The organism is Neolewinella persica DSM 23188 (assembly GCF_000373105.1).
Taxonomy (GTDB): domain Bacteria; phylum Bacteroidota; class Bacteroidia; order Chitinophagales; family Saprospiraceae; genus Neolewinella; species Neolewinella persica.
In genome coordinates, this window is record NZ_KB890491.1 from 94,985 (window position 1) to 109,501 (window position 14,517).

11 protein-coding genes are annotated in these 14,517 nt (G+C 54.7%); 7 read left to right on the forward strand and 4 right to left on the reverse strand.

All coding sequences use genetic code 11. The features are described from left to right. Window positions 1–134: 134 nt before the first annotated feature. On the forward strand, window positions 135–2,000 hold the full coding sequence (gene mnmG / locus B036_RS0126160; RefSeq protein WP_020571689.1) for a tRNA uridine-5-carboxymethylaminomethyl(34) synthesis enzyme MnmG: 1,866 nt from the start codon (window positions 135–137) through the stop codon (window positions 1,998–2,000). A 66-nt stretch (window positions 2,001–2,066) separates the two neighbouring features. Here the strand turns inward: mnmG and B036_RS0126165 are convergent, their stop codons facing one another. Both B036_RS0126165 and B036_RS31225 read right to left on the reverse strand, forming a co-directional pair. After that, complete coding sequence (locus B036_RS0126165; RefSeq protein WP_020571690.1) at window positions 2,067–2,888, reverse strand: purine-nucleoside phosphorylase; 822 nt, start codon at window positions 2,886–2,888, stop codon at window positions 2,067–2,069. Between the two features lie 222 nt (window positions 2,889–3,110). Further along, the gene (locus tag B036_RS31225) at window positions 3,111–3,875 is read right to left on the reverse strand and encodes a TrmH family RNA methyltransferase (RefSeq protein WP_020571691.1); all 765 of its coding nucleotides are present in this window, start codon (window positions 3,873–3,875) and stop codon (window positions 3,111–3,113) included. Here B036_RS31225 and tamL point away from each other — a divergent pair. Next, complete coding sequence (gene tamL / locus B036_RS0126175) at window positions 3,844–6,369, forward strand: translocation and assembly module lipoprotein TamL (protein ID WP_020571692.1); 2,526 nt, start codon at window positions 3,844–3,846, stop codon at window positions 6,367–6,369. The genes B036_RS31225 and tamL overlap by 32 nt on opposite strands. A gap of 9 nt (window positions 6,370–6,378) precedes the next feature. Here the strand turns inward: tamL and B036_RS0126180 are convergent, their stop codons facing one another. Both B036_RS0126180 and B036_RS0126185 read right to left on the reverse strand, forming a co-directional pair. Then, a complete protein-coding gene (locus B036_RS0126180) occupies window positions 6,379–7,146 on the reverse strand; it encodes a sulfite exporter TauE/SafE family protein (protein WP_020571693.1) in 768 nt (255 codons plus the stop codon). A 70-nt stretch (window positions 7,147–7,216) separates the two neighbouring features. Continuing rightward, the gene (locus tag B036_RS0126185; protein WP_020571694.1) at window positions 7,217–10,246 is read right to left on the reverse strand and encodes a T9SS type B sorting domain-containing protein; all 3,030 of its coding nucleotides are present in this window, start codon (window positions 10,244–10,246) and stop codon (window positions 7,217–7,219) included. A 268-nt stretch (window positions 10,247–10,514) separates the two neighbouring features. Here B036_RS0126185 and B036_RS31230 point away from each other — a divergent pair, with 268 nt between their 5' ends. The 5 genes from B036_RS31230 to B036_RS32725 all read left to right on the forward strand — a co-directional run bounded on the left by B036_RS31230 (window position 10,515) and on the right by B036_RS32725 (window position 14,249). Continuing rightward, entirely contained in the window at window positions 10,515–11,276 is a 762-nt protein-coding gene (locus tag B036_RS31230; protein WP_020571695.1) for a CDP-alcohol phosphatidyltransferase family protein, read from the forward strand. Next, window positions 11,273–11,524: a phosphoribosylformylglycinamidine synthase subunit PurS gene (gene purS / locus B036_RS0126195; protein WP_020571696.1), complete on the forward strand. Its 252-nt coding sequence runs from the start codon at window positions 11,273–11,275 to the stop codon at window positions 11,522–11,524. The genes B036_RS31230 and purS overlap by 4 nt, the downstream gene beginning before the upstream one ends. Before the next feature lie 279 nt (window positions 11,525–11,803). After that, the gene (locus B036_RS0126200) at window positions 11,804–12,211 is read left to right on the forward strand and encodes a methionine-R-sulfoxide reductase (RefSeq protein ID WP_020571697.1); all 408 of its coding nucleotides are present in this window, start codon (window positions 11,804–11,806) and stop codon (window positions 12,209–12,211) included. Window positions 12,212–12,250: 39 nt separating this feature from the next. Then, window positions 12,251–12,736 (forward strand): peptide-methionine (S)-S-oxide reductase MsrA, encoded by a 486-nt coding sequence (gene msrA, locus B036_RS31235; protein ID WP_264758382.1) that lies wholly within the window; start codon window positions 12,251–12,253, stop codon window positions 12,734–12,736. A gap of 382 nt (window positions 12,737–13,118) precedes the next feature. After that, entirely contained in the window at window positions 13,119–14,249 is a 1,131-nt protein-coding gene (locus B036_RS32725; RefSeq protein WP_020571699.1) for a lytic transglycosylase domain-containing protein, read from the forward strand. Window positions 14,250–14,517: the final 268 nt, after the last annotated feature.

Consider the following 14,517-nt stretch of genomic DNA (forward strand, 5'->3'; position numbering starts at 1 on the left):
AGTCGTCCAGATTGGTTCCCCGGCCTTCGGGCCGGACAAATTACCTGCCTGGCCTTCAGGACGGGGAACCGGGAAAACCCGTAACTTTGCCCCTTTCCCAAGCGTTAGTAACCAACAAGTAACCCCCACTCCTTATGTTCCCCACCTACGACGTCATCGTTGTCGGAGCCGGCCACGCCGGCTGCGAAGCAGCCATAGCCGCCGCCAATCTCGGCGCAAAAGTGCTGCTGGCTACCATGAACTTGCAGACCATCGCGCAGATGAGTTGCAACCCCGCCATGGGTGGCGTGGGTAAGGGGCAGATCGTGCGGGAGATCGACGCCCTTGGCGGCTATTCCGGTATCATCACCGACGAAACGATGGTCCAGTTTCGCCTCCTCAACAAAAGTAAAGGTCCCGCCATGTGGAGCCCACGGGCCCAAAGCGACCGGATGGCCTTCGCCCTCAACTGGCGCGAACGGCTGGAGGCCCACCCCAATGTAGATTTCTGGCAGGAAATGGTCACCGGCGTAGTCATCAAAGATGGTCGCGCCTGCGGCGTCCATACCAGCCTGGGCCTGGAGATCCCGGCCCACTCCGTGGTGCTAACCAACGGTACTTTTCTCAATGGTACCATCCATATCGGCGAAAAGCAATTTGGTGGCGGCCGCGCCGGAGAGCGCGCAGCTACGGGCCTCACCGCGCAGCTGCAAGGTCTCGGCTTCGAAAGTGGCCGGATGAAGACAGGTACCCCCGCCCGCCTCGACGGGCGCACGCTCGACTGGAGCAAGATGACCGAGCAACCCGGCGACGAAAACCCCGGCCGCTTCAGCTACACCGACACGCCGCCGCTGGTTAATCAAATGCCCTGCCACATTACCTACACCAGCAAGGAAGTACACGAGACCCTGCGCGAAGGTTTTGACCGCAGTCCGATGTTCAACGGACGCATCCGCGGCCTGGGCCCGCGCTATTGCCCCAGCATTGAAGATAAGATCGACCGCTTCGCCGGCCGGGATGCCCACCAGCTCTTCGTAGAACCGGAAGGCCGCAATACCTGCGAGATATACGTCAACGGTTTCAGCTCCAGTCTTCCCGAAGACGTACAGTATAAGGCCCTGCGTAAGATCGTAGGTTTCGAAAACGCCAAGATGTTCCGCCCCGGCTACGCCATCGAGTACGACTTCTTTCCCCCTACCCAGCTGCAGGCTACGCTGGAGACCCGCCTGGTTCCCCGGCTGTTCTTCGCTGGCCAGATCAACGGCACCACGGGCTACGAAGAAGCGGGCTGCCAGGGCCTCATGGCCGGCATGAACGCCGCGCTGGCCGTACAAGAACGTGACCCACTGGTGCTCAAGCGAAGCGAGGCCTACATCGGTGTGCTTATCGATGACCTGATCAATAAAGGTACCGATGAACCTTACCGGATGTTTACCAGCCGGGCGGAGTATCGCATCTTGCTGCGGCAAGATGATGCCGATCTGCGCCTCAGCCCCATTGCTGCGGCTCTCGGTGTCCGTAACATGGATGGCCGGATGGATCGGGTCAACGAAAAACGGGAGGCCGTTGCCGCAATCCAGCGGGAACTCGGCAATATCAGTGTTACCCCCGATCAGCTCAACGGCTTTCTGGAAGCCAAAGGCGATACCCCGCTGAAGCAAGGTGTGAAACTGCTCACCATCCTCTCGCGTCCGGGCATCTCCCTGCCGGAGCTTGCTACCACCGTGCCTGCCCTCAACGATTTCCTTACCCCCTACGACGACGAAATCATCAACCTCGCTGAAGTCACGATGAAGTACGAAGGGTACATCGAACGGGAAAGAGCTGCGGTGGAGAAAACCAGTCGACTGGAAGGCATCAAGCTACACGCTGATTTCGACTACAACCAACTCAAAAGCCTCAGTATGGAAGCCCGGCAGAAGCTCAGCGAACTGCAGCCCCGGACTATTGGGCAGGCTAGTCGGATTTCTGGCGTTTCGCCTGCCGATGTTTCGGTGCTGTTGGTGCATTTGGGGCGGTAGAGAATAGGAGAATTAGAGAATGTTTGAATAGGGCATTCTCTAATTCTCTAATCCTCCCATTCTCTTTTACCCCAACCGCTGCACCACCTCCTTCATCAGCCCCCGCAACTTAGGCTCCACCGCCTGCACGGTAGCGATCACGTCGTCCACCGTAGTAGGTTGGATTTCGACGATGGGGTAGCACTTGTTGGAGACGACGGAGATTACGAAAACGGGCAAGCCTGCGTGACGGGCCACGAGTACTTCGGGTACGGTAGACATGCCGATGCAGTCGGCACCGATGATGTGCGCCATGCGGTATTCGGCGGGTGTTTCAAGATTGGGGCCGGGGAGGGCGAGGTAAATACCTTCGTGAGCAGTGATGCCGTGATCGGCGGCCCGTTCGATGGCCCAGGCGTTGAGTTGACGGTCGTAGGCATTTAACATATCTGGGAAACGGGGGCCAAGGCGGGGATCGTTGGCGCCACGCAGCGGATTGTCGGGCTGCATGTTGATGTGGTCGCGGATGAAAATGAGGTCACCGGTGTTGATGTCGGCATTGACCGAACCACTGGCATTAGAGATGATCAGATGTTCAATACCCAGGGCGGCAAGCACGCGTACGGGAAAGGTTAGTTCCTGCATGGAGTAACCTTCGTAGTAATGCAGTCGACCGGCCATGGCCACCACCGGCACGCCGTGTAAGGTGCCCAGAATTAGTTTGCCCCGGTGAGAATCAACCGTAGCTGCGCAGAAATAAGGCAGCAGGCCATACACGAATTCGCGTTCTACCACAATGTCTTCCGTCATGGAACTCAGGCCCGTGCCGAGGATAATGCCAAGCTTGGGCTGCGTACTAGCGCGTTGGCGGATGAAGGCGACAGTTTCCTGGATTTGATCGTAGAGCATTTTTCTTAGTCTTGTGGTCAGTTAGTCTTGTGGTCTTGTAGGCTGCCGCACATTGGAGGCGACAAATATTTGCACGGGAAGGTGTGATGTTTTGGCGCGGCCGCAGGTACAAAGAACGGTTTTTTAAAGAGCAAGGTTTGTTAGCCTTGTAGTCTTTTAGTCTGGTGGTCTTCCACGAATGAAGTGAGCTGCCTCGTGCGGTAGCACGACAAGACCACAAGACTACGAGTCTACCAGACTATTAACGATCCCTCCACACAAAATCCCCGCAGCCACCGCAGCGTTCAGACTTTCCGCCTCCCGGCCCGGGGCCCGGGGAATGTTTAACCACCTTTGCACCTGCGTTCGCGCCGCCGTACTCACGCCGGGCCCTTCGGCCCCGATGACCAGCATGCCGGCCTCCGGAGCCCGCAAGCCATAGATGTTTTCTCCGGAAAGATCGGCTCCAAAGATCGGTAAATCGGGAAATTTAGTGGTGACTTCAGTCAGGTCACCTTGTCGAAAATCGATGCGTAAAAACGATCCCATGGTGGCCTGAATACTCTTGCTGGCGTACAAATCCGCAGTCCCCGCACCAGCAATAACATGATGAAAACCGAACCAGTCGGCGATACGTAGTAAGGCACCGAGATTACTTGGAGATTGAACCCCGTCGAGATATAAAGACCAGCTGGTGGCCATGTCCGTGGGCAAGTCTTCAGCAACATCAGGTAAATCAACAACCGCCACCACCTGATTTGGTGTTCTCAATTGGGAAATTCTACCCAATTCTTTTGGGCTTACCAACGTTAAAGGAACCGTTGGTGGCGCGGGCAGCGCTGCTGCCCACTCCTCCAGTGCGTAGAGGTGATCGACACGATAACGGGACTGTGTCAGTAGTTCTGCGACGATCCGTCCGCCTTCGGCGGTGAATTTGTGGTAATTTTGCCGAAACTTCCTCTGTTTGAGGCTGCTTATGAATTTAATGGTACCGGAGCTGATGGGCATATTGAAGCGGGGTTGGCGCCCGGCGGGCGCGGGCGTATGGTACGTCGCCCTGCTGCTAACCGTGCTGGCGTCGTCGTGCAATACTACCAAATTTCTGGCGGAGGACCAGGAATTACTCACCAGCTACCGCATCAAACTCGCCGACCCTAAAAATGTGACGAAACGCGCAGACGTCGCTTACGAACTCTCCACCCTCGCCCGGCAGCAGCCCAACGGTAACTTTCTCGCCTTCTGGCCCCGGGAACAATTTTACCTCGACAACAATAAACCTAAAGACACTACGCGCATCGACCGCTTTTTGCGCAACACGCTCGGTCAGCCACCTACGATTTATAGTGACAGCCTGAGCAGGATTTCGACCACCGACATGAAGGACTACCTCCTCAAGTTGGGGTACCTCAGAGCAACCGTATACCATGAAGCCGATCGGGGGAAGCGCCGCAAGGTTGACCTGATCTACCACGTGGAGGCCGGAAAACGCTTTGCCATCGACTCCGTTGAATTTACCAGCCCGGACCCCCAGGTGGACAGCCTGCTGCAACTCAGTAAAACAGAAAGTGAGCTACAGCCCGGTGCACCGCTGGACCTGAATCTGTTCGACAAGGAGAAAGCGCGGATCAGCACTTATTTCCGCAACAAAGGTTTCGCTTTTTTTTCGGGATCTTATTTCGATAAGCTTGAGGTAGACACCAACCGGCAAAGCGGCCTGGCGGACGTTTACCTCAGCATCTTACCCGCAGAGCGGGAAGCGGCTTATGACCGCTACCGGGTGGGGAGCATTACGGTATTGACGGACTTCTCCCCCGTTTCTCCGGGTGGCGGCTACCGGCTCGATACCACCATCAACGGCGTGAGGTTTCTTTCCAACGAGCCTTCCTTCAGAATGCGACCGGAGTTGCTCCGCAAAAGTGTTTTCCTGACTTCCGGAGAATTTCTCCGGTATTCGGACCTCGAAAAGACCAACCTCTCGATGAACGCCCTGGGGATCTATCGCTTCGTCCGCATCAATCAACAGATTGATACCCTGGACCCTGGGATACTCAATTATCAGGTACAACTTACGCCGAGCGACCGGATGTCTCTTGGCGCCGACCTCGACCTTAACTACACCAATCGGAATGGAAACGTTGGTGCGGGCAACCTGATCGGGGTCAGCCTGACCCCCAGCTTCCAGAACCGGAACGTCTTTGGTGGTGCGGAGCTCCTGGTTACCAGTCTGCGGGCCGGAGTAGAACTCAACCCAAGAGTCAAGCGGCGAAATACCGCTTTTTTTAATACCATTGACCTGTCGGCCGACGTCAGCCTCTACCTTCCCCGATTCCAGGACTTCGGGGTCTACAACTTCCTGAATAAGATTCCTTCCCCTTTTGGTAGCCGAATTGTCTCCGATGATTTTTTAAATCAATTACGGGAGCGTGCGAGTACAAGGTACAGCCTGGGGTACGAGTATTTGTCAATCCAACGGTTCTACGCTTATACTTTACTGAATGCTCGGCTGGGGTACGACTTCAAACGTTCGGCAACCACCAACTACCGGATAAATAACCTCGCTATCGACGTACTGGCTCCAACCATTGAACGTGAATTCGAGATAATTCTCCAGCAAAACGAATTCCTCCGTCGCAGTATCGGAGAACAGTACTTTTTCTCCTTATTCTTCCGTGATCTGGAATACACCCGGAGTGGCCGTGTCGACCGCCGGGGCCGCTCACTCTCCTTTAACGGGCAGCTGGAGTTAGCGGGGGCAGAGGTTAGCCTGTTCAATGATGCGCTTAATCTTTTTTCGGAAAACAATCGGATCATCACGCCGAAGGAAGGGGCTACTTTTGCCAAGTATGCCCTGGCGCTGGCCGATATTCGTTACCAAAAACAGTACAACCCGCTCAAATCTTTTGCTGCGCGTTTTTTGGTAGCTGCCGGGCGGCCCTATGGCGGCTCCGAAGCGGTACCTTACGTGAAGCAGTTTTTTGCAGGCGGCGCTAATTCGATGCGGGCCTGGGCACCGCGTGGGCTTGGTCCGGGTGGGTTTGTGGATACCCTGAGTCTCAGCACCAATAATAATCTCCAGTTGTTTCAGACCGGTGATTTTCGATTAGAGCTTAACCTGGAGTACCGTTTCAACATCGCCTCTTTCTTTCGTGGCGCCTTCTTTGCGGACATCGGTAATATCTGGACGTTTGAGGAAGATCCGGAACGCCCGGGTTCCCAATTCCTGCTTAGTAAGCGGGCCAATGAAGCTGGCACATTTGTTAATCAGGCTTTTTACCGGCAACTCGCCATGTCTGCGGGTACCGGCTTGAGAACGGACCTCAGTTATTTCCTTTTCCGTCTCGACGTTTCCCTGCCGCTTCGGTACAACTATCCGCAAGACGGCTTCGGAGAGCCGTTGGATCGCGATGGGACTTCGTTCGGTGAAAGCACTTACTGGCGCAGCTTCAGCAGCTTCAGGTTCCGGGATCTGACGTTTCAGTTGGGACTGGGGTATCCTTTTTAGCGACCCCGCCTAAAAAGGCCAGAACGCCTTGGCAATGGCCCCAATAATAACCACAATCAACAGCCGGTAAGCGTACAGCCCCGCTTTTGGATGCGTAGCTGCGAACCGCGCGGTGAGGTAACCTCCCACCAGTTGCCCCAAAGCCATCAATGCCCCGATGCGCCAATCGATGAGGTCCTGCCAGGCAAAAACAGCTACTGCAAGAACGGTATAGATGGTGACGACTATCACCTTCACCACATTGGCCTGGATGATCTCGTAGTGCGCCGCAAGCACCATTACCGCCAGGAAGAATACCCCCATTCCCATTTGGATAAAACCACCGTAAATACCCAATAGAAAGAAGAGGATTACGGTGATCCAAAGCGGTAGCGGTGGTTTGTTTTCCTGCGGTACAAGCCAGCGCTTAGGCTTGATCAATAGTACTAACAACATCACCACCAGCAGGTAACGAAAGAACGATTTGTAGGCAGCGTTCGAGATGATCAGGCTGAGATAAATACCTACGCAAGCCCCCACGCAGGAGATGATGACGATGCGCCACATCTCCCGTTTCTTAGCCTCCGGTTGATCCGTAAACCGGCCCGCTTTTTGGAAGGCGTAGGTGCCGCCAATACCGTTGGCCAGTACCCCCACGCGGTTGGTACCGTTGGCCACATCGGCCGGAAGACCGAGCAGTTCCATCAAGATGGTCAACGTAATGGCCGAACCATTACCCGAAAGGGTATTGATGCCGCCGGCCAACAGAGCGCCCACCAGGGCGATGAAATAATCCATGGCGCGAAGGTATGGATGGGCCAGGGAATTCTTTCATTCCCACATTTCATTATTCTCCCATCCTCTCCCGCTACCTGATCAGCGTCACGTCACCAGAAATGTCCTGCACCGCCCCGTTGACGAACCGCACGGTTGCCTGATAGACAAATACGGCGGGGTTAACGGGCTTTCCGTTCAGGGTACCGTCCCAGCCAACGCCCGGCTCATTAGGTTGAAAATCGGTGTTTTCGAATACCAGGCCACCCCAGCGGTGAAAAACCCGTAAGGTTTCCACGCGCTCAACGGCTGGCCCGGCGAAGATGGTAAACCCGTCGTTTACCCCATCCCCGTTGGGCGTGAAGGCATTGGGCACGTATAGCGGCAGGTCTTCAATGACCTGAACTTCCACCATAGCCGTATCCGTACAACCAGCATCGTTGGTGCCCACCACCGTGTAAGTAGTCGTATTGACCGGCCCGACCCGAATAATGGAACAGGGTGGGTTGACGCATTCGAAGGCATCAGGGCCCCATTCATAGGTGACTGGGGAGTAGTTGCTAACGGCCCGGATTAGGGTGTCGAAACCCAGGAAGACTCGGGTGTCCCCGCCTGGATCCACGATGAATTCGCGGGGCTGGGTAAGGGTGCCTCGAAGGGAGTCAAGACACCCGTTAGCGTCCATCACGTAAAGGGTGTAATCTCCGGCGAGAAGACCATCCAGGAGGGGGTCGGTCTGGAACATCCGGTCGTCAGTGGCGTAGGTGTAGTCTGGAGTGCCGCCCGTTGCGGTGACCTGGAATGACCCGGTTGGGTCGCCGAAGCACTCCAGGTCATTGGTTGCTAACAAGACCGGGAAGATCTCGTTCGGCTCCGTTACGATTTCGGTAATGGTACTTACGCAGCCGACGTCGTCCGTCAATTGTAAGGCATAGGCGCCGGGCACCAGATTCATCTGGACGGTATCCGTAATGCTGCTGCCATTTAAACGATAAGTATAGCCGGGCCGGCCCCCCTCGGCCAGAATGATGAGTTGTCCATCGTCGGTCCCGAAGCAAGTACTTCCGGTATTCAGGGCGGAGAGGTTGATGGCCGGTGGTTCAGTCAGCTCTACGGCAAACTCCCCGGTGCAGCCGTCGGCATCGACGGCCTGAACGTTATACATTCCGGCAGCGAGGCCGGTTTGGGTATTGTTGGATTGTAAGCCGCCACCGAGACCAAAATCATACTGGAAATTGGGTTGGCCGTTGGCCAGCTGTATTTGGATGCTGCCGTTGGCATCCCCGGCACAAATCGGTTCCGTAAATACGTCCACGCCGCGCACCAGTCCGAGTTGTAGCTCGTCTACAAAGATGTCTTGTTCCACGATGCAGTCATTCCCGTCACGCATCCGTACGTTCACGCTGGAAACACCGATTCTGCTGATGCTATTGGTGGGCCCGAATGGGCTGCCATTGATACTGTACTCATAAGGCGCGAGACCGCCACTGAGTGTGGTGAACTCCAGCGCACCGTCTACCCCTCCGGCACAGGAAGGCATCGTGATCAGGGTGTCGAATACGAAGGGATCCGGTCCGCCTACGGTGTAGGTGAAAGCGTCTTCGCAGCCGGATTCATCGCTGACGGTGACGGTGTAGTCTCCGGTGGGTAGGCCGGAGAGGTCCTGGGTATTTTCATCGTTGCTCCATAGGTAGGTAAGCGTAGTTGGCGAGAAACTGCTGGTCGCCGTGAGGTTAATGGTTCCCGTTGAATCATTGGGGCATAGTACATCGCTGGTGGTAGCGGCTCCGGTAAATTGCCCCTGACAGCAAATGACGTTCACTTCTTGCTGGCTGAGGACCTCCCGGCATTCGCGGGAGGTTGTGATGATGAGCTCTACCGCCGGAGTACCGGCTTCGCCGAACACAACGGAGTGAGGCCCGGGCCCGCTGGCCGTCTGCGGTGTGGCGGTAGGGCCAAAATTCCACTCGCGGCTTACGATTTGGTCGAGCGAAGTGGATTGATCCTGAAAGGTGAGGGCTTCGCCGACGCAGACCTCGCTATCGGAGAAGGTAAATTCCGGTTCCGGTCCCTGAAAGGTGCCCGTGCCGTTAAACTCGATGGAGAAGCCGTCTCCCGAAGCAGAAAAGTTGAAGATTACCACGGCATAACTACGCCCGGAAACCATTTCGATGGCAGAGGCAAAGTTATTGTTACCAGCCTGGCAGCCACAACTCTCCCCGAGGTCATTATCATTGACGCTCAATCCGGTAGCCCCCAGGCAAGGTAGGTTTTGATCATCGGGGTTGCCCCGGGTTTCGCCGGAGTACATACAACGTAGGGTTTGGCGGGCACCACAGTCGTCCAGGCCATTAGTCAGCTCGTAGACGGCAAAGTCAATATCTTCATTAACCGCCGCACCCAGTGGGGTAATGGTGAAACCGAGCGTGCCGGGTTGGTCACAGGTCCACTTATACCAGGCGGAGTTGTCTTCGGTGGGTTGGCAACCGGCATCAACACATCCGTTGGATAACAGGTCCTCCCTAATATTTCCGCTGCCGGAAAGAAACTGGACGCTGAAGGGAGATTTGTCACAGAGGACAACGCCGGTAGCGCAGTCGGCATCAGGCTCCGGTACGGCGTCGAATTGGTTAACACAAAGTTCGAAGGTTCCCTGGTTCCCGTTGCGTGCACCAATCAGAATAAGGTAGGTTTCACCAATCGTTAAATCCGTCAGTATGGCGTTGACACCATTGACATCTTCGAATGGAGATTTGCATATAAGTGCATCGGCACTGGTCAGGCTACCGCAACCATTTTCGTAAACGGTCATCTGTGGCTCGGCCAGGCTACCGCGTTGGTTGCCGGGAATGCGCCCGTCAAGGGTGATACTGGCGGAGTTTCGCAGGGCGACGAAGGAGTACCAAACATCCCGCATTTGATCTGGCTCGCTGACGCAGACATCGTACCCGTTCTGATCAAAAGAAGCGGTGGCATTTACATTGGTAAATCCGCCTTCTCCAGAGCAAAATTCTTCCACCTGAGGTAATTCGATGGCGTTGATACACTCGTCATTGGCAGGTTGAGCCCAAGCCAGTACCGGGCCAAGGAAAGCGAAAAGAAAAAGTGGATAGAATGATTTCATTTGATAGTAAACTTAGGGGAACGACATAGATAACTGTAATAGAGACCGGTGAGGTACGTGAAAACGTTAGCAAATGACCGACTAAATGACAGGTTTATGGGTTTGGTAACGTTTTTGGCGCCTGTGGCGCCTGATGTTGCAGGTTACAGGAGTTGCAGGCTGCAAAAGGGGGAGAAGTCATTGTTTCTGTACACCCTGCAACACTTGCAACCTATGCAACGTGCAACCTGGAGGTGCGAAGCACCGGCTATTGCCGTATCTTCCCCCCGTGAAATTAAAGTCCCAGATCCCCAACTTCATCACCCTGCTCAATCTCTTCTGTGGTTGTGCGGCGATTATCAATATCCTGGACCATCAGTTCGTCGCAGCATTTTGGTTCCTGTTTGCGGCCGGCTGGTTTGATTTTGCCGACGGGCTGGTGGCCCGCCTGCTCAACGTATCCAGTGAGCACGGCAAGGAGCTGGACAGCCTCGCGGATATGGTTTCCTTCGGTGCAGTACCGGCGGTGATTTACTACACCTTGCTCTTTATCGGGGATGCCGCTGCACCTGCATCCGTGCCTGATCCTGAAATAATCGGGTTGCCTGTTTCCTGGTCCTGGTACGCCGCTCCCGGCCTCATCGTCGCTATGTTTTCTGCTCTCAGGCTCGCCAAGTTTAACCTGGATACCCGACAGACCGAAAACTTCATGGGTGTAGCTACGCCAACCAGCACCGTTTTTGCAACTGGCCTTATGCTCATCTACGCCCTGGATCCCTTCGGCTGGGCGGCTTACGCGCTCAGTCCGTTTGTCCTTTATCCCGCCATCATCGCTTTTTCCTACCTGCTGGTCAGTGAGCATCCAATGTTTTCTTTCAAGATAAAAGGCGCGAAGTGGGCGGGCAACGAGACGCGAATTATCTTTGCGGTTCTTGCCATCGTCCTCCTAGTTGTATTGCGGACGGCGGCCTTTCCTTTCATCGTCGGGGTGTACCTGATCATTAATCTAGTGTCACCACCGACCGCGCAAGCAAATACCTCCAACGAATGAAGTTTCTCGCCCACATCAACATCATGCCCAAGGCCGAACTGCTCGATCCCCAGGGCAAAGTGGTCGTCAAGAACCTGCCTAACATCGGCATTGAAGGTGTTGACGCTGTTCGGATCGGAAAACATGTCACCATCAGCCTCGAAGCGAAAAACTCGGACGAAGCGCAGGAAAAGGTAGAGAACGCCTGCAAGAAATTGCTGGCCAACGTGATCATGGAGAGCTACGACTTTGTGGTCGAAGAACTCTAAACGAGCGAATAATTGAAAGGGGGAAGGAGAGAGTAGCTACCGGGGTTATCACTCCTTGCGGTGCACTTCGTGGCTACCTTCGGCGGTCGTTTATTCGTCAAAGTGAGGCAGCGGCGATAGGGGCGGCGCCTGCGGTAGCTATTCTCTAACTTACTCATTCACTAACTCACTCAGGGCGGGGCCGCAGGATGCAATGCAGGTTGGAGGAACAGCTGGGCCTTCCGGTGTCAGTAATTCCGGGTGGTAGAACCGACTGCATCTTTCCTGCGTTAGTACCGCATGAAAACTCCGGAAAATTATAACCCCCTCACCGCCGACGAAGAGCGTGTGATCGTCCGTAAAGGCACCGAGATGCCTTTCACCGGTGAATACAACAACTTCAAAGTTGATGGCGTCTTCGTCTGCCGGCGTTGTGATAGCCCGCTGTACGACAGCAAGGATAAATTCAGCAGCGGCTGTGGCTGGCCAGCCTTCGATGATGAGGTGCCAGGTGCCATCGAAAAAATTCGGGACGCCGATGGCCGTCGGGTAGAAATTCTCTGCAACAACTGTGGCGGCCACCTGGGGCACGTTTTCGAAGGAGAACGTCTTACCCCGAAGAACACCCGCCACTGTGTCAACAGTCTCTCTCTTAAGTTCATTAAACGGGAGAATTTCGACGCGGAGGGTACGGATGGTAATACCTGACCGCCGCAGGCAGCAGCTAAGCTAACGGCTACCATCTATCTGGCCAGTGGATGCTTTTGGGGCCGGGAATTTTACCTGCGGAAACTTCCCGGCGTCATCAGTACCCGGACCGGCTTCATGGGGGGCACCGTAGCCAATCCTACTTACCAACAAGTTTGTACTAAAGTAACCGGCCACGCGGAAACGGTAGAAGTGGTGTATGATGCCAGCATACTTTCTACTCATGCTTTACTGGTCGAGTTCTTCACACTCCATGACTTTACCGTCGATCGAAGTAGAAACGGTGGGCAATACCGTTCCGCCATTTTTCTGCCCCCAAACGATAAGCACGCCCTAGAGCAAGAGCAAACGGCCCTGAAAATATTGGCAAAACTGCGTGCGAATGACTTTTCTTTAGCAACGGAGCTTTGGAAGGACGCTATTTTTTATCCGGCCGATAATCGACACCAACAGTACTGTTCCAGCAAGGGAATGGTGCCCAAAAGACGGGGTGCGGGGGTAATTCGTAAAATTTTAACACTTTAATAACCACGAATTATTCGCTCAGCCACCGTTATTTCTACAGGTAGAATATTCCGTTTCGTGCTTTTCAACAGATGGAAATAGTGCTTTTATTCCGTTTGGCGGCTAAATCAGGGGTAAATGCCCCGTTTACTCCAAATCAACAACAACACTTCTGCGACCACTTAAACGTTGAATAACAAACCGTTAGGGACGAAAAGCTTGCCTCATGGTGGTCGTTACCCGTATCTTTGCGACCGCTTAGGGTAAAGTTCACACTAACCCGGCGATATAACCCCAGAAAAAGGTCGTACTCCCCAGGCGATCCGAAATGCTGACCGAAGAGCTAATCCCATGAACAGGTGGCGTTGAGGCGGTCAGTGATTATTGAACGAAATTACATTAGATGAGCAAGCTCCTGAAGTGCTTGTACATGGCCGTTATGTTGGCGATGTACACTTCCGCACAGGCTAACTCGACTTACACCTCGATTTCTCCTTCTTATAACGACCCTGACGACGAAACCGCAGCTTCCATCAGCCACCGTTTGGCTGGCCTTGAGTTGCCGTTGTCTACCCCGGCTTCCGATGCCCACCTCCAACGCAAGTTGAAGGACTACCTTGGCGGAGGCAGCCACAGTACCGAGCGTATGCTTGGACGTGCCAACCAATACTTCCCCGTCTTTGAATACTACCTGGCTAAGCATAAGATGCCCGAAAGCCTGAAGTACCTGGCCGTGGCGGAGTCAATGTTGGTTCCCGGCGCCGTCTCTTCGGCCCACGCAGCCGGCCTCTGGCAGTTGATGCCAGCTACCGCCCGCGAAATGGGCTTGCGGGTCGACGGAACCGTCGACGAACGATTGGACATGTACCGTTCCACCGAAGCCGCAGTATTAATGCTGAAGGACCTGCACCAGCAGTTTGGTGACTGGCACCTTGCCCTGGCCGCCTACAACTGTGGCCCCGGCCGGGTGCGCCGCGCCATTCGCTCTGCAGGTGGTCATACCTTCTACCCAAAGGTGAAGCGCTACCTCCCCCGCGAATCGCAGCAATACGTTGCTTCCTACGTTGCCGCTGCTTACACCGTGAACTACTACGGAGATTACGGACTTACTCCGGCCGATTACCTTCTGGAAGACAGTGTTGCCAGCATCAGCGTTTACCGCCACATCAGCCTTAGCCGTCTGGCCAAGGCTTCGGGCCTGTCCGCTCGTATGGTTCGTAAAATGAACCCCAGCTACGTTCGTGGTTTTGTTCCCAGAAACAAGAATGGCTACCGCCTTCGCATACCACTGGAAGCAGAGTGGGACGTACAGCGTTACGTTTGGGGACGCCCCAACCTCGTTATGCTCGATGTCGATCCTGACATTGAAACAGCTCAGCAAGTAGCGAACGATCTCGGGTTCGACGCCCGGCAGTGGCTATTAGGCTGTAAGCCGCAGAACCTGCGCCACCAACCATCACTCGTACAAGCCTATGCAGAGGCTCAAATGAATCTTCGCCTCTTTGTAGAATACAAGGCGGTGGCAATGAATTAATTGGTTTATCTACATACCCAATTATCCCAGGGCGGTTCGCATTTGCGAACCGCCTTTTTTTTAGAAAATTATGAGGAGGCTAAAGTGCTGTTCAAATAAAAGGAAAGCGTCAACCCGGCACCGCTTGGTAACCGGACTATATAGCAAACAGCCGTCCCGCCTCAGGCAGGACGGCTGTTTGCCGTAGGGCATATACTGAGCAAAGGCTAAGGGGTTCTCTACGGTAGCCTTTAGTTTTGCAGGTTAGTAAGGACAAATCTCGCCTGGC